Consider the following 15,467-nt stretch of genomic DNA (forward strand, 5'->3'; position numbering starts at 1 on the left):
CCGGATCCGGAGGGGCTCTTTCTCAAGTGGTCTGCTGGCCCAGGACTCTAGTCGACCGGGACCGTCGGCTTCTCGTGAAGACGTGCGGTCTCGTCGTGCCAGTCAGAGCTGAGCGGCCGGAGCGTCGGTTCCACGGCGCGGGCGTGGTGGCCGCAGAAGAGAAGCTCACCCCCGGAGGCGCCGAGAACAACCCGGACATACGCCTGTGCTCCGCAACGATCGCACCGGTCGACGGTGGTAAGTGTGCGGTCCGCAACTGCTGTTGTCATGTTCGGCCTCCTTGGTAGATCGATACAATCTATATAACCAGCATTCGCGGCGAAACCATGGCACGGATGGCCCACTTTCGCTGTACGCGTATCACGTCTCGGTAACGGGTTCCGGTGCGTGCACCGCCGGAGGAGTGGCAGCACGCCGTGCCTCGGCACTCCGACTACCCTAGGAAGAGCGCCAAAAAGCTTCGTCCGTCCAAGGACGACGGTCCCGTTCCTGAAGGAGTTTCCGCCCCGTGGCACCAAGTTCTGATTACACCGCCCGGCATCTCTCCGTACTGGAAGGCCTCGAGGCCGTCCGCAAGCGCCCGGGCATGTACATCGGTTCCACTGACTCCCGCGGACTCATGCACTGCCTCTGGGAGATTATCGACAACTCCGTCGACGAGGCCCTCGCCGGTTTTGGCCATGACATCAAAATCATCCTGCACGCGGACAACTCGGTGGAGATCCACGACGACGGCCGCGGCGTCCCCGTGGACATCGAACCCAAAACCGGGCTCACCGGCGTCGAAGTTGTCTTCACCAAGCTGCACGCCGGCGGTAAATTCGGCGGCGGTTCCTACACGGCCTCCGGCGGGCTGCACGGCGTGGGTGCGTCCGTCGTGAACGCCCTGTCTTCCCGGCTGGACGTGGAAGTGGACCGCGGCGGCAAAACCTACAAGATGTCCTTCCGCCGCGGTGAGCCCGGCCGCTTCAAGGACACCGGCACCAGACCGGACCCGGCGTCGGTCTTCTCGCCCTTCGTCGACGGTTCCGTCCTGGACATCGTGGGCAAGGCCAAACGCGGCGTCACGGGCACGCGCATCCGCTACTGGGCGGACCGGCAGATCTTCACCCCGGACGCCAAGTTCTCCTACGACGAACTCGCCGCCCGCGCCCGCCAGACCTCCTTCCTGGTGCCCGGCCTCAAACTCACCGTCCGGGACGAGCGCAAGTTCCCCGGCACCCCGGGCGAGTCCGGCGCGCACGAGGAAGTGTTCCACCACGACGGCGGCCTCTCCGAGTTCGTCGAGTACCTCGCCGCCGACCCCGCCGTCACGGACGTCTGGCGTCTGCACGGCGCCGGCAGGTTCAAAGAGACCGTGCCGGTCCTGGATGACAAGGGCCACAGCCACCTGACAGAGGTCGAGCGGGACTGCGAGGTCGACGTCGCCCTCCGCTGGGGCATCGGCTACGACAGCACGGTGCGCACCTTCGTCAACATCATCTCCACGCCCAAGGGCGGAACCCACCAGACTGGCTTCGAACAGGCGCTGCTCAAGACCTTCCGCAAGGCGGTCGAGTCCAACGCCCGGAAGCTGAAGGCCGGCAACGACAAGATCGAGAAGGACGACATCTTCGCCGGGCTCACCGCCGTCCTCACCGTCCGGCTCGCGGAGCCGCAGTTCGAGGGCCAGACCAAGGAAATCCTGGGCACCTCCGCCGTGCGGGCCATCGTCGCGAAGGTGGTGGAACAGGAGATCAATGCGAAGCTGACCTCGTCCCACCGCAACGACAAGGCCCAGTCGGCGCTGCTGCTGGAAAAGGTCGTCAGCGAGATGAAGTCGCGCATCTCTGCCCGCGTCCACAAGGAAACCCAGCGCCGCAAGAACGCCCTCGAGACGTCGTCCATGCCCACCAAGCTCGCGGACTGCCGCACGGATGACGTCGCGCGCTCGGAGCTGTTCATCGTCGAAGGCGACTCGGCGCTGGGCACCGCCAAGCTGGCGCGCTCCTCCGACTTCCAGGCGCTGCTGCCCATCCGCGGCAAGATCCTGAACGTCCAGAAGGCCTCGGTGGGCGACATGCTCTCCAACGCCGAATGCGCGGCCCTCATCCAGGTGGTGGGCGCCGGCTCCGGCCGGAGCTTCGACATCAGCGCGGCCCGGTACGGCAAGGTCATCCTGATGACCGACGCCGACGTCGACGGCGCCCACATCCGCACGCTCCTTCTCACGCTGTTTTTCCGCTACATGCGGCCGATGATCGAGCAGGGCCGGATCTTCGCGGCTGTCCCCCCGTTGCACCGGGTGGAGGTCATGAACGCCGGCCAGAAGGCCAATGACATGATCTACACCTACTCGGAGGCGGAACTGCACGTCCTGCTGGCGAGGCTCGCCAAGGAAGGCAAGCGGTACAAGGAGCCGATCCAGCGCTACAAGGGCCTGGGCGAGATGGACGCTGAGCAGCTGGCCGAGACGACGATGGATCCGCGGCACCGTACGCTGCGCAAGGTCGGCATTGAAAACGCCAAGCAGGCCGAAGAGACCTTCGACCTGCTGATGGGGTCCGACGTCGCGCCGCGTAAGGACTTCATCATCGCCGGGGCGGCGGGCCTGGACCGGGAGCGCATCGACGCCTGACGCCCGGCCTCAACGGGCGCTGTGGCCGGCATCGTCCCAGCCGTTGCCAATTCACGCCAGTGCCCAAAAACCCTCTGACCCGGCATGCCTCCATCCGATAGTGTCGTCTCACGGCCCCGGGCAACGACGCCCGGGGCCGGATTCCGCAGCATAAATCCAGGAGACCCCTATGAGGCAAACTCGGAATATCCAGGGCGCGGCCATCGCCGCAACGATCGGGCTGGCGGTCAGCTTCGCGCCGCCGGCCCTTGCAGCGGCCTCAACCAGTTCGGACGCCCTGCGCTCAGCGGTGTCCGCAGGCAACATCATGACCCATCTTCAGGCCCTCCAGACCATCGCGGACGCCAACGGCGGCAACCGCGCCGCTGACAGCCCGAGCTACGTGGCCTCGCTCGAATACATCGAGGCGGCCTTGGACGAGGCCGGCTATGAGCCGGTCCGCCAGCCGTTCAGCTAGGACCGCTACGACTTCACCTCGGCGTCGCTGGAGCGCCTACCACCCAATCCGGCACGCTACACCTATGGGACCGGATTTCGGGACATGTCCTACTCGGGCGCCGGCGACGAAACGGCCCCGCTGACCGCCGTCGACCTCAACCTCGCCGGCGACCACGCCTCGACCAGCGGCTGCGAAGCGGGCGACTTCACCGGCTTCACCCCAGGAAACATCGCCCTGATCCAGCGCGGCACCTGCAGCTTCCGGATCAAGGCGGACAACGCCGCCGCCGCCGGAGCCTCGGGGGCCATCATCTTCAACCAGGGCAACGTCGTCCCGGGGGATGACCGCCTCGGCCTCTTCGGCGGCACCCTTGACCTGCCGCAGGCCGCCATCCCGGTGGTCAGCACCAGCTACGCCACCGGCGCCGAACTTGCCGTGCTCAGCAACGTGGTGATGCGCCTGGCTGTCGACGCCGGAGTGACCACGATCGAATCCTTCAACATCCTGGCGGATACCGCAGGCCGCGCCGACCGCACCGTGGTGGTGGGCGCGCACCTGGACTCCGTGGCCGAAGGCCCCGGCATCAACGACAACGGCTCAGGATCGGCCGCGATCCTTGAGACCGCGCTCCAACTCAAAGCGTTGGGCACAACGCCGACCAACCGGATCCGCTTCGCGTTCTGGGGTGGGGAAGAGGACGGCCTGATCGGGTCCGAACACTACGTCTCCCAGCTGACGAGCCGCCAGATCAAGGAACATGCCGTCAACCTCAATTTCGACATGGTCGGCTCGCCCAACTTCGTCCGCTACGTCTACGACGGCGACGGCTCGGCTTTCGGGGAGAAGGGCCCCAACGGCTCCGCGCTGGTGGAGAAGGTCTTCCTGGACTACTTCAAGTCCCAGAACCTGCCCGTCGCGCCGACCGCCTTTGACGGACGGTCCGACTACTTCGGGTTCATCAACAACGGAATTCCGGCCGGAGGCTTGTTCACCGGCGCGGAGGACCCGAAGACCGCAGAAGAGGCCGCCATCTTCGGCGGCACGGCCGGTGCCCCGCTGGACCCGTGATACCACGCGGCCTGTGACACCACCGCCAACGTGAACCAGACCGTGCTGGAGCAAATGGCGGACGCGATCGCCCACACAGCGCTCACCTTTGGCATGACCACCTCGGCGGTCAATGGCACCACCAAGGGGAACGGGTCCGGCAACGTGGACCTCGAATACAAGGCGAACAAGCTGCTCAAGTAACCACGGGGCACAGCCACGGGACAGGTGCCGGGCCGCTCTGCCTTCGGGCGGGGCGGCCCGGACGCTGCGGGGGCGCCGTTGGATGGCGGCCGCAGCGGAGGGGATCAGCCCAGCAGGCCGGGAACAATCAGCAGGGCCGTCGGAACCGTCAGCAGCAGCAGACTGGCCACCAGGACCGCCGCCCGCAGGGGTTCCGGGAGCGGAGGCTGCGGCGAGAGGAGGCGGCTGACGCGGGACGCCGTCGTCCGCGCCGAACCGGTGCCTCCGGTGGCACCCGGCTGGACGGGCACGACGTCGGAGAGTTCCGGTTCGCCGAAAGCCATCCTGGCGGCGGGGGAGCGGGGGGATCCGCTGGCCACAATCGCGATCGCCTTGATCAGGGTGGCCCTGCTCTCGGTCTTCAGCGCGACGTCGTCTGCGAGCATCTCGATCAGCGAGCTGACAGCTTCCTGCGCCAGCCGTGTGGTGGGCAGCCACGGCAATGCCTGCCGCCAGGCCGCGAAAGCCCACAGCAGCAAATGGTGGCGCTGGTCCAGATGGGCGTTTTCATGGTTCAGGACCGCGCGGAGTTCCGCCGGTTCCAGTGCCGCCATCAGCCCGTCGGAGAGCACAGTGACCGAGCGGGCGCCTCCCGGCAGGCAATACGCCACGGGGGAGTCGACGTTGATCACCATGGTCCGCGCGCCCTCAGCGGAGGGGGAAGCGAGCAGGGCCAACAGTTCGCGGTGCCGGCGCCGCTGGCGCTGGATCCTGTAGTACGTCAGCAGCAGGGTGAAGACGAGATGGGCCGTCAGCAGTGCCGCGGCCGAGAGCGCAAAGATGTGCCAGAAGCCCAGTGCCGTGGTGGGCGCATTGTTGAAGACCATCCCGGCCAGGGCCTTGAGGCCGGCCAGCAGGTTGTCCCCGACCGGCTCCAGCCCGTAAACCAGCATGGCCCCGATCATGGACAGCCCGCCGGCGAGGGCAATTGCCTGCCAGAGCAGCATGGCCGTGAACGGCGAGCGGGCCGGCCACTGGGCGCGCGAGAGCAGGACAGGCACGGGCCAAGCCAACGCCATCGCCAGGACCGCCAGAAACCATGAGGTCCAGAACATCGGGCGCTAGCTGAGTCCCAGCAGCTTGCGCAGCGTTTCTGCCTCGGTGTCGGTGACGGAGCCAATGAAGCGGGCCAGCACGGCCTCGCGGTCCGGTGCGGAGCCGAGGACCTCGTGCATCAGCTCAGCGGTGTGGTCCGCACGGCTGGAGACTGCCTGGTAGCGGTGCGGGCGGGTGCCGCGTTCGCGTTCCACCAAGCCCTTGCGCTCCAGACGGGAGAGCACAGTCAGCACCGTCGTGACAGCCAGGTCCTTGCCTTCGTACCCTGAAGTGCCGTTCTCGGCGCGCGTGCTCCGTGCGAGCCGATCCCGCAGGGTGTTCGCCGTCGCAGCCTCATGGCCTGCCCAGAGCAGATCCATCACTGCCCGTTCCAGTTCACCGAGACTAGCCATTCCGTACATCCTTCGTGAGGGCCACTCCGGCCAATCGACTCTGCCGCGCGGTAGATGAATACTCCTGCCTTAAATTTACCGTGTTTTGCGGATAGTTTCTACATGAGGTAGAAGTGCCCCGGCGCGGGCGGGTCGCGCCTGGCGCCCGGAAGGGACTGTGACCTGCAGTGCGGGCTCCGGCGGGGACCTTGAGGCCGATGCCCCGTCCGGTCAGGTCGTCGACGGTATTGACCTGGTGGCGCAGGTTCCGGCCGGCCCAGTTTCCAGGCGAGTCCGCGTCACTGGGTGGCCGGCAGGTCGCCGTTGGCCTAAAGACCCTCGATTGCTTCCAGCCGGCCGGAACGAACCGCGTCGGCGAAGGCCTGGTAGTCCCGTTCATTCTGATCGGCGTAGCGCTCGGAGAAGTCGGTGATCGACACATCGAACTTAGCGCTCTTGCCCAGATAGGCAGCGATCGCGACCGGGTCGCCGGAGCGGGCATGCGCCCGTGCCAGGGTCCAGCCGCAGAGCCCGGCGTAGATTGTCATGTTGAGCGGTTTCATTCCCTCCACGACGGCTGAGCCCTTCATGTCACGTAACTGGCGCCAGTACAGGTACCGGTTTTCCTGCGCGCCCTTGGTCCACCCCAGGAAGATGTCGCTTGCTGCCTGCATCATCCGCTGCCCCTGCACCACGCGCTCGCCCGGCTGTTTGAACTTGCTCTTCGGCAGGTGGTCCTCGAGCACGGATCGCGTGGCCTCCTTCAGCTGCAGGAACAACGGGTCTTCCTGATCGCGCCCCTGGAGCAAAGCGATGAACGCCCGGGTGCCGACGCTGCCGACGCCGACGACTTTGCGGGCGACGTCGATGACTTCGAACCGCTCGAGCAGGTGACGCCGGTCCTCCGGCAGTGTGGCCCGGTAGGAACGGAGCTGCTCGCTGATCACGTGCTCAAGTTCATCGGCAGACATGCCGAACGATCCGCCCAGCTCCCGGGCCGGGATGACGATCGGCGGCTGGCTGACGATCCGGTACTTCCCGTCCACCGTCTCGGCGAGCTTGGAGAGCGCCTGCAGGCTGTCCCGGGTGCGGGCCTTGGCGATGTTCGCCCGCAACTTCCTTTCCAGGCCCCCGGCTTTCTTGAGGGTCTTGCCCGTTGGCGGCGACACAGCCATATTGATGGTTTCCAGCAGCTGTTCCTCGGACAGCCGGGCGTACCAGATGTCCAGAGTGCGCATTTGCGCGAACTGGGCCATCGCTTCCCGGTAGGCCCGGACCGCGGCCAGTGTCACATCGTGTGTTTCTGTCTTGGTGAACGCGTTGTTCCGGGCAGCGATGGTGAAGCTCGCGGACATGCGCCTGACGTCATATTCAAACGGTCCCGGGAGCGTCTCGTCGAAGTCATTGAGGTCAAAGAGCAGGTTCCGCTCCGGTGAGGCGAAGACGCCGAAGTTGGACAGGTGGGCGTCTCCGCACAGCTGGGTGATCAGGCCCGCCCGCGGGGTGTCTTTCAGGTCGGCGGCCATGATTTTGGCCGCACCCCGGTAGAAAGTGAACGGCGAGACCAGCATCCGTCCGTGCCGGACCGGGACGAGGTCCTGTTCGCGGGTGAGGTTCTGTTCCTCGAGGAGCGCGACCGGATCCGGCCGGCCGGGCGCCGGAACCCAACCCGCGGAGCTGGAGACTGGTGTCTTCTCCCGGCAGCCCTTGCCCTTCGCGATCCGCTCCTCGACGCTCCGGTGCTTGACTTTGGTCTGGGCCATGATCGGTGACCTTCCTTTCGCGGGCGATGAACATTCGGGTATCGGGGGCCCGACGGTCTGCCAACTTCGCCAAGGCCTGCAGCATCGTGCCCGCCTTCACAATGCGATTGTGGTCCTGCAGCGGCCCATGGTCAACGCGCCGCCGAAGGAACCGGTCACGAGGTGGAGATGTTGAAGCCCGGGTCCCCCGGAGCCACAGGACGGGCAGCACCCTCCCCTGTGAGGAAAGGCCGGGCCATCAAACGTGCGCCCGGAACTGGTGATCACATGCCGAGCGGCGGGCGCAGGGCAGATGCGGGCCCGCAGAACCCCCCGGCGCCACAGCCGGGGTGATCGGACACCAGTTCATTCCGGCAATGCCGCCCGGGCTGGCGATCGACTGCGGGACACCCGGCGTCGGACCCCCGCGCAGCGCTGACGACCGTCTCCGGCAGCGGTACATTGGGGTTCCCAGGTGCCGGCGCCTCATGGCAGGGCACGATGCCAGCGTCGGCGGAGGCTGTCAGCCATGACGGAAAATCAGCGAAAAGACGGAACCGGACGCGTGCACGCGCTCAAGGGCCGGGCGCACCACCAGAATCCCGCCAGCGAACCAGGAACTGCCGAGCAGAACATCCTGGAGCGGATCCAGGATTTCAATGATCCCCGCCAGGAATGGCGGCGCCTCTTCTCGGAGTTGCACGGCACATTCCTGCTCGTCATTGTCGCGGCCGGGGGTGGCATGATGAGCCGGGCATTCCCCGATGCCATCAGCCGCACGGCGGCCGTGGTGGCCCCGGGCATCATGGTGATGGGGATCATCCTCTTCATGGGCAAATCTCGGGCGCTCATCTGAACCCTGCGGTCAGCATTGCGTTCGCGCTCCGGGGCGACTTCCCGTGGCGAAGGGTGCCCGGCTACATAGTTGTCCAGCTCATCGGAGCGGCTGTTGCCTGTGTGCTGCTGCAGGCCGTGACTGGCGTTTCGGCCACCTGCGGATCCACCTATCCGGCGGCGGACTATCCGGCGCTCGCCGCGTTCTGGATGGAGGCACTGCTGACAATGACGCTGGTCAGCGTCATCCTGGGAACCGCTTCCGGGGCCCGGAATATCGGGCCGCTCGGGGCGTTTGCGGTCGGCGGCTACATTGCGGTGGCCGGCCTGTGGGGCAGCCCTATCTCCGGTTCATCGATGAATCCGGCACGCACGTTCGGGCCCGACCTCGCCGGCGGCAATTTCAGCGACGACTGGGTGTAGGTCGCCGGGCCACTGGCCGGCGCAGTGGCCGCCGTCGGTATCGCCTTTATTTTGCGCGGCGCGGGCGGCGGCAAGTCGGGCTCCTCCGCCGCGCAGGGAGCCCTCTTCACCGAGACTGCGAAGGACGGGAAGCCCTGGCAGTAAGTTGGCGCGTCGATTGGGCAGCCGGGGCCAGGGGCGTCCTTGAGGTGCTGATCGGCTCCTGCTCGAACACCGTCGCTGAGGCAGGCTCGTGCGTCGCCGTCGGGCTGGGAGTCTCCGGCGGCGCCTCCGTTTCTGGCCTTTCCGTGACGTGGGACTCCGGATGCGGTGGACCATCAGAGTGTGTTCTACACTCTGTAGAAGAATCTTTCTACGTGATGTAGAAGTTGCTCCTAGCTAAGTAGGGACTGCTTTGGACGCTTTGGACGCCTTGGAAATTGCTCGCTGGCAATTTGGTATCACCACCGTCTACCACTTCATGATGGTGCCGCTCACGATAGGCCTGGGCCTCGTCGTGGCCGGGATCCAGACGATGTGGTACCGCACCGGCAAGCCCGAATACCTTCGGATGACCAAGTTCTGGGGCAAGCTCTTCCTGATCAACTTCATCATGGGCGTCGCCACCGGCATTGTGCAGGAATTCCAGTTCGGCATGGCGTGGAGCGAGTACAGCCGCTTCGTGGGCGACGTGTTCGGGGCGCCGCTGGCCATGGAAGCCCTGCTGGCGTTCTTCGTGGAGTCGACCTTCCTGGGTCTCTGGATCTTCGGCTGGAAGCAGCTCAAGCCCGCCGTCCACCTGGCCTGCCTCTGGATCGCCGTCATCGGTTCGGTCTTCTCCGCCTACTTCATCATTGTCGCGAACAGCTGGATGCAGCACCCGGTGGGCGTTGAGATGATCAACGGCCGTCCCGTGATGACCGATGCCTGGGCGGTCTTCACCAATAACACCGCCCTCGTCGCCGTCCCGCACACCATCTTCGGCGCCCTCGCCGTCGCCGGCGCCTTCCTGCTCGGCATCGCCTGGTACCACCTGTGGCGCCGCCGGCACGACGGGATCGACACCATCGGCGCGGACGGCCTGGTCGTTCCCGGCGAAGCAGCCATCCCCGGCCGGGACCGCACCGACCACGCCGTCTGGATCCGCTCCCTGCGGATCGGCGCCGTCGTCGCCCTGATCTCCTTTGCCGGTACCGCGCTCACCGGGGACCTGCAGGGCAAGCTCATGTTCGAACAGCAGCCCATGAAGATGGCCGCCGCGGAGGCGGCCTGCCACGACGGCACCGGCTTCTCCATCCTGAGCACCGGCAACCTCGGCTCCAAGAACTGCGACGACATCGTCGCCCTCATCGAGGTCCCCGGGATCCTGTCCTTCCTTGCCAAGGGTGATTTCACCACCGAGGTCAAGGGCGTCAACAGCCTGCTGGACCAGTACAAGGCCGACTACGGCACCCACCTGCCGGACAATCCCATCTACGGGGAACGGGCCGGGCAGGAGATCCAGTACGTTCCGGTTATGGAGGTCACCTACTGGGGCTTCCGGATGATGATCGGTTTCGGCGCTCTGGCGGCCCTGGCCGCGCTGGTTGCCCTCTGGCTCACCCGCAAAGGGACAGTGCCCGCCTCCCGCGGCCTCATGCGGCTGGCCGTATTCGGGATCCTGGCGCCGTTCGGAGCCAACGCCGCCGGCTGGATTTTCACCGAGATGGGCCGACAGCCCTTCGTTGTCGCCCCCAACCCGGACCCCAGCGGGATCGACCAGGTCTTTATGTTCACGGCCGCCGCCGTCTCACCCGGCGTCTCCGCCGGGGAGCTCCTGACCTCCCTGGTGGTGCTCACGGCCGTGTACGCGGTGCTGCTGGTGGTCGAGGTGAAGCTGTTAGTCAAGTACATCCGCGGCGGGGTGGTCGCGGCCATGCCCGAACTTGCCCACGCTCCGGTGGACGAGGACGAGGATGCCACCCCCAAGGGCGGTGGCCCCGGCAAGCCCGGGGACACCGACGACGTCCTGGCCTTCGCCTACTAAGCCTTCGCTCCCCAAGAAACGCAGAGGACACTCAGCATGGAACTGCTTCCCACCATCTGGTTCATCGCCATCGCGGTGCTGTGGACGGGCTATCTCTTTCTCGAGGGCTTTGACCTCGGCGTCGGGATGCTGATGAAGGGCTTCGCCCGGAACAACACCGAACGCCGCGTGCTGCTCAACACGATCGGCCCGGTCTGGGACGGCAACGAGGTCTGGCTCCTGACCGCCGGCGGCGCCACCTTCGCGGCCTTCCCGCTCTGGTACGCCTCGCTGTTCTCCGCGCTCTACCTGCCGCTGCTGCTGGTCCTCGTCGCCCTCATTTTCCGCGCCGTGGCCTTCGAATACCGCGGCAAGGTGGACAACCCGCGGTGGCGGGCCCGCTGGGACTGGGCCATCTCCCTCGGCTCCCTCGTGGCGGCCTTCGGCATCGGCGCGGCCCTGGGGCTGACCACCACCGGACTCCCGATCAACGCCAACGGCGACCGCGAAGGCGGACCGTTCGCGTGGTTCAGCGGCTATGCGGTGCTGGGCGGCCTCGCCGTCGTCGGCTTCTCGCTGCTGCACGGACTGGCCTTCCTGGCCCTCAAGACCGACGGCGACGTCCGGCACCGTGCACGCCGGTGGTTCGTCCGGCTCCTGCCCGTCCTGCTGCTGCCGATCGCGGGCTGGGCGATCAGCCTTCAGCTGCTCAGCGGCGGGGTATGGACCGTCCTGGCGGTCGTCGCCGCCGTCGTCGCCGCCGTGATGGCGTGGAACTTCGCCCGCACCGGCGCCGAAGGCCGCGCGTTCCTGTGCCTGGGCACTTTCCTGATCCTCGGCAGCGCCTCGATCTTCGGCGCCGCGTTCCCGGTCGTTCTGCCGTCCACGCTGAACCCGGACTTCAACCTGACCATCTCCAACGCGTCCTCCTCGGACTACACCCTGGGGCTGATGAGCATCGTCGCCCTCATCGGGCTGCCCCTGGTGCTCGCCTACCAGGCGTGGACCTACTGGGTGTTCCGGCGCCGGGTGAGCGACGCGGACATCCCCGAGGCCCACAGCTTCCTCCCCGCCATCGCCGCCAAAGCCCTGGCACCCAAGGACTAGCACCTGATGAGACCGCAGTTCCCCCCGGGACCCGCCAACCGGGCCGCCCTCTACCTGCTGGGCCTGCTCGCGGCACTGAAGGCCCTGTCCCTCGTGCTGATCGCGCAGGCGGTGGCGTCCATGCTGGCGGGGCTGATGGCCGGCGACCCGGCCTGGGGCGGGCAGCTGTACTGGGGGGTTGCGGGCGTGGCTCTGCGGTCCCTGACCGTCTGGGCACAGGCGGTCGCGTCGCGCCGGGCGGCGCTGGGCGTGAAGGAGGAGCTGCGCTCGCAGCTGCTTGAGCGTGCGCTGCGCAACGGCACCCGGTCCGCCGGCCCCTCCGATGGTGGCCTCGCCATCCTAGCGACCCGGGGACTGGATGCCCTGGACAGCTACTACACCCAGTTCCTGCCCGCCCTGGTGAACTGCGCCGCGATCCCGCTGCTGCTGGGCGCGCGGATCCTGTTCGCCGACTGGATCAGCGCCGCCGTGATCGTTCTGACCGTCCCGCTGGTCCCGCTCTTTATGATCCTGATCGGCCGCTACACCGATGACCGCGTCCGGGAGGCCCAGTCGGCCCTGTCGCGGCTGTCCGGCCATATGCTGGAGCTCGCCAAGGGCCTGCCCGTGCTCGTGGGGCTGGGCCGCGCCACCGCCCAGCGCAAGGCCCTGGAGGATCTCTCCGAGGAGTACCGCCACCGGACCATGGGGACCCTGCGGACCGCTTTCCTCTCCGCCCTCGCGCTGGAACTCATCGCCACCATCTCCGTGGCCGTCGTCGCGGTTTTCATCGGCGTCCGGCTGGTCCACGGCGACATGGCGCTGGAAGCGGGGCTGCTGGCGCTGATCCTCGCCCCGGACTGTTACCTGCCTCTGCGGGAACTCGGCACCGCGCACCACGCCAGCGACGACGGCCGTGCCGCGCTCGCCGAATCCACCGCCGTTCTTGAGGCACCTGAGCCCACGCCGCTGCGGCCAGCCGGGCCTGCTGCTGCCGCAGCCGGGGCAGGCACGGATTCGGCCGCCGCCGGGGCAGGCGCTGCGGCCCGCCGTCCGCCCGCCCTGAGGGTGGCCGGACTGACCGTCCGCTACGGCGGCAGGACGGATGCCGCCGTCGGGCCGCTGAGCTTCACCGCAGCCCCGGGCCGGATCACCGCCCTCGACGGCCCCAGCGGCGCCGGCAAGAGCACCGTCCTCGGGGTGCTGGCGGGCACCATCGGGACCGGTGGCGGCACTGACCGTGACACCACCGTCACCGGACGGCTCGAAGGATTCACGACGGCGGACCTCGCCTGGGTGCCTCAGCATCCCGTCATGGTGGCCCCCACCGTGCTGGAGGAGATCCTGCTGTATCTGGGGTCCGCTCCGGGAACGGCGGACCGCGCCGGCGGCGATGCGGACCAGGCAACGGCCCGGGCAACGGCCACGGCGCTGCGATGCCTGGCAGCCTGCGCCGCGGAGCACCTCGCCGCGAAGCACCCCGCCGAACTCAGCCCGGGGGAGCTGCGCCGCGTCGCGCTGGCCCGCGGCCTGGCGAGGATCGAAGCCGGAGCCCGGGTGCTCCTGCTCGATGAACCCACCGCCCACCTGGACCGGGAGTCCGCCACCGCCGTGAGCCGTGCCATCGGGGCGCTCCGCGGCAGTGTCACTGTCCTGCTGGTGGCCCACGACCGGCTGACCCGGGAACTCGCCGATGAGCTCGTGGCCGTGGCACCCGGGGCCGCGCCGGCGCCCGGCGTCGAAGCATCCGGCGTCACAGCATTTGTACTTGAAGCATCCGGGGTCGAGGCATCCGCCGCGGGGGTGCCTGCCACCGAATCCGCGCTGCTTGAACGCCCGCCGGCCGTGGTCGGGCCCGACGGACTCCCGGCCGGGTTCGGGCAGGCCGGGAACATGGATCCCCGCGGGCCACAGCCCGGGGCAGCCGGACGCGCCGCGCGCGGTTCAACGGCAACCCGGCTCCGCCGGCTGCTCGCACCTGTCGGAGCCAAGTTCGCCGCGGCCGGCGCCGTCGGCACCCTGGCGGCGCTCTTCGCCGTCGCCCTCGCGGGGCTCTCCGGCTGGCTGATCATCCGCGCCAGCGAGCAGCCGCCCATTCTGTATTTGCTGACCGCGATCGTGGGCGTGCGGTTCTTCGGCATCGGCCGGGCCGCGCTGCGCTATCTGGAACGCCTCCTGCTGCACGACGCCGTCTTTGCCGCCCTGACCCGGCTCCGCGGCCGGCTCTGGGAGTCGCTGAGCCGGCGCGCTCTCTCGCTGCGCCGGCTGCTGCAGGGCGGCAACGTCCTGGGCACCGTGGTGGACGACGTCGACACCGTCCGGGAGCTCCTCCCACGGGTGGTCCTGCCGCCGCTCACCGCCCTGGCTGTCGCGGCCGCCGCCGTCACCGGCATCGCGCTGCTCCTGCCGGGCGCGCTGCCCGCCGTGATTGCCGCCGCCGTGCTGAGCCTCGTGGCGGCCCCCGCCCTGGCACTGGCAGCGGACCGGATGTCCGCCGGTACCGAGCAGAAACTGCGCTCCGGTGTCCTCCGCCAGGTGGCGGCCGCCCTCGACGCCCGCGCCGAACTGCACGCCAACAGCGTCTCGGCCCCGGTGCTCGCGGCCATCACCCGCGCCGACCGCTCCGCGACCGCCGCCTCCCAGCGCTCGGCCTGGGCCGAAGGACTCGGCCAGGGGCTGACGGTGCTGGCCTGCGGGACCGCCGCCCTGGCCAGTGCCGCGCTGGCCGCTCCGCTGGCTCTCAGCGGCGCGGTCGAGGCCTCGACGGTTGCTGTGGTGGTGCTGCTGCAACTGGCGCTCGTGGAGCCGTACGCGGCCATCACGACGGCGGTCCGGCAATACCCGGCGCTGCGGGCCGTGCTGGACCGCATCGGCGAAGCGGGCGTCCTGGACGACGGCGCGTCCGGCGGCGTGGTGTCCGTTGCCGGCAGGACCGGCGGCAAGCCCGGCATCGAGTTCCTGGATCTGGCGGCCGCCTGGCCGGGCGGGCCGCCGGTCTTCACCGGCCTCAGCGCCACGGCCGAACCCGGACGCTGGCTCTCCGTCACCGGGACCTCGGGCTCCGGAAAATCCACCCTGCTCGCGGTCGTCCTGGGCTTCCTGCCGGCGGCCGGCGGCCGGATACTGTTGAGCGGACGGGCCGCCTGGTGCCCGCAGGAGGCGCACCTCTTCGATTCCACCATCCGCGGCAACCTGCTGCTGGGGCTTCCGGAGACCCAGCGCGGGGGAGAACCGGAGCCGCGGTTGCAGGGCGCCCTGGCCGCGGTGGGCCTCGGGCGGCTGCTCGGGCGGCTGGAGCACGGCCTGGACACCCGGATCGGACCGGGAGGCGCCTTCCTCAGCGGCGGCGAACGCCAGCGCCTCGCCGTCGCCCGCACGCTCCTGACCGGCGCGGACGTGATCCTGCTGGACGAACCCACAGCCCACCTGGACGCGGAGTCCGGCCGGGCGATGCTGGCGGAACTGCGGCACGGCCTGCGGGACCGCACGGTTGTGCTGGTGACGCACAACCCGGAGGACATCGCCGCAGAGGACATCCGGCTGGACCTTGACCGGGCGGCGGCCAGGAATGCTGCGCTTTTGGCGGAGCCAACGCCTTTGCTGGTGCGGGAGTAGGCCGGACGTT

Annotated in this window: 13 protein-coding genes; 9 read left to right on the plus strand and 4 right to left on the minus strand. The window is 68.4% G+C overall.

The genetic code is table 11. The annotated features are described in order from the left end of the window. Positions 1–47 precede the first annotated feature (47 nt). Positions 48–269, minus strand: a complete 222-nt coding sequence (locus ACZYX4_RS10985) for a DUF7455 domain-containing protein (RefSeq protein WP_463875756.1) — start codon at positions 267–269, stop codon at positions 48–50. A gap of 239 nt (positions 270–508) precedes the next feature. Here ACZYX4_RS10985 and ACZYX4_RS10990 point away from each other — a divergent pair, with 239 nt between their 5' ends. The 4 genes from ACZYX4_RS10990 (at position 509) to ACZYX4_RS11005 (ending at position 4,307) form a co-directional block, all read left to right on the plus strand. Next, positions 509–2,617, plus strand: a complete 2,109-nt coding sequence (locus ACZYX4_RS10990; RefSeq protein WP_463875758.1) for a DNA gyrase/topoisomerase IV subunit B — start codon at positions 509–511, stop codon at positions 2,615–2,617. Positions 2,618–2,786: 169 nt separating this feature from the next. After that, complete coding sequence (locus tag ACZYX4_RS10995) at positions 2,787–3,074, plus strand: hypothetical protein (RefSeq protein WP_463875760.1); 288 nt, start codon at positions 2,787–2,789, stop codon at positions 3,072–3,074. A gap of 84 nt (positions 3,075–3,158) precedes the next feature. After that, positions 3,159–4,124 (plus strand): M20/M25/M40 family metallo-hydrolase, encoded by a 966-nt coding sequence (locus ACZYX4_RS11000; RefSeq protein ID WP_463875762.1) that lies wholly within the window; start codon positions 3,159–3,161, stop codon positions 4,122–4,124. Between the two features lie 30 nt (positions 4,125–4,154). Beyond that, complete coding sequence (locus tag ACZYX4_RS11005) at positions 4,155–4,307, plus strand: hypothetical protein (RefSeq protein WP_463875764.1); 153 nt, start codon at positions 4,155–4,157, stop codon at positions 4,305–4,307. A 104-nt stretch (positions 4,308–4,411) separates the two neighbouring features. Here the strand turns inward: ACZYX4_RS11005 and ACZYX4_RS11010 are convergent, their stop codons facing one another. The 3 genes from ACZYX4_RS11010 to ACZYX4_RS11020 form a co-directional block, all read right to left on the minus strand. Further along, positions 4,412–5,401, minus strand: a complete 990-nt coding sequence (locus ACZYX4_RS11010) for a M56 family metallopeptidase (protein ID WP_463875766.1) — start codon at positions 5,399–5,401, stop codon at positions 4,412–4,414. A 6-nt stretch (positions 5,402–5,407) separates the two neighbouring features. Next, positions 5,408–5,794 carry a BlaI/MecI/CopY family transcriptional regulator gene (locus ACZYX4_RS11015; RefSeq protein ID WP_463875768.1) on the minus strand — a complete coding sequence of 129 codons (387 nt, stop codon included), beginning with the start codon at positions 5,792–5,794 and terminating at the stop codon, positions 5,408–5,410. A 308-nt stretch (positions 5,795–6,102) separates the two neighbouring features. After that, entirely contained in the window at positions 6,103–7,536 is a 1,434-nt protein-coding gene (locus ACZYX4_RS11020; protein WP_463875770.1) for a DUF2252 domain-containing protein, read from the minus strand. A gap of 508 nt (positions 7,537–8,044) precedes the next feature. Here ACZYX4_RS11020 and ACZYX4_RS11025 point away from each other — a divergent pair. The 5 genes from ACZYX4_RS11025 to cydD all read left to right on the plus strand — a co-directional run bounded on the left by ACZYX4_RS11025 (position 8,045) and on the right by cydD (position 15,457). Further along, the gene (locus ACZYX4_RS11025; RefSeq protein ID WP_463875866.1) at positions 8,045–8,371 is read left to right on the plus strand and encodes a hypothetical protein; all 327 of its coding nucleotides are present in this window, start codon (positions 8,045–8,047) and stop codon (positions 8,369–8,371) included. Between the two features lie 14 nt (positions 8,372–8,385). Then, complete coding sequence (locus ACZYX4_RS11030; protein WP_463875857.1) at positions 8,386–8,772, plus strand: MIP/aquaporin family protein; 387 nt, start codon at positions 8,386–8,388, stop codon at positions 8,770–8,772. A gap of 403 nt (positions 8,773–9,175) precedes the next feature. Further along, entirely contained in the window at positions 9,176–10,777 is a 1,602-nt protein-coding gene (locus ACZYX4_RS11035; RefSeq protein WP_463875858.1) for a cytochrome ubiquinol oxidase subunit I, read from the plus strand. Between the two features lie 36 nt (positions 10,778–10,813). Beyond that, positions 10,814–11,863, plus strand: a complete 1,050-nt coding sequence (gene cydB / locus ACZYX4_RS11040) for a cytochrome d ubiquinol oxidase subunit II (RefSeq protein WP_463875772.1) — start codon at positions 10,814–10,816, stop codon at positions 11,861–11,863. Between the two features lie 6 nt (positions 11,864–11,869). Continuing rightward, positions 11,870–15,457, plus strand: coding sequence for a thiol reductant ABC exporter subunit CydD (gene cydD, locus ACZYX4_RS11045; protein WP_463875774.1), 3,588 nt, complete (start codon positions 11,870–11,872; stop codon positions 15,455–15,457). Positions 15,458–15,467 lie beyond the last annotated feature (10 nt).

The sequence above is a fragment of the Pseudarthrobacter leeuwenhoeki genome (assembly GCF_055412885.1).

Coding starts and splice junctions, on each gene's coding strand:
- ACZYX4_RS10985 (WP_463875756.1), bottom strand. CDS start 269: ATGACAACAGCAGTTGCGGACCGCACACTTACCACCGTCGACCGGTGC.
- ACZYX4_RS10995 (WP_463875760.1), top strand. CDS start 2,787: ATGAGGCAAACTCGGAATATCCAGGGCGCGGCCATCGCCGCAACGATC.
- ACZYX4_RS11000 (WP_463875762.1), top strand. CDS start 3,159: ATGTCCTACTCGGGCGCCGGCGACGAAACGGCCCCGCTGACCGCCGTC.
- ACZYX4_RS11010 (WP_463875766.1), bottom strand. CDS start 5,401: ATGTTCTGGACCTCATGGTTTCTGGCGGTCCTGGCGATGGCGTTGGCT.
- ACZYX4_RS11015 (WP_463875768.1), bottom strand. CDS start 5,794: ATGGCTAGTCTCGGTGAACTGGAACGGGCAGTGATGGATCTGCTCTGG.
- ACZYX4_RS11020 (WP_463875770.1), bottom strand. CDS start 7,536: ATGGCCCAGACCAAAGTCAAGCACCGGAGCGTCGAGGAGCGGATCGCG.
- ACZYX4_RS11025 (WP_463875866.1), top strand. CDS start 8,045: ATGACGGAAAATCAGCGAAAAGACGGAACCGGACGCGTGCACGCGCTC.
- cydB (WP_463875772.1), top strand. CDS start 10,814: ATGGAACTGCTTCCCACCATCTGGTTCATCGCCATCGCGGTGCTGTGG.
- cydD (WP_463875774.1), top strand. CDS start 11,870: ATGAGACCGCAGTTCCCCCCGGGACCCGCCAACCGGGCCGCCCTCTAC.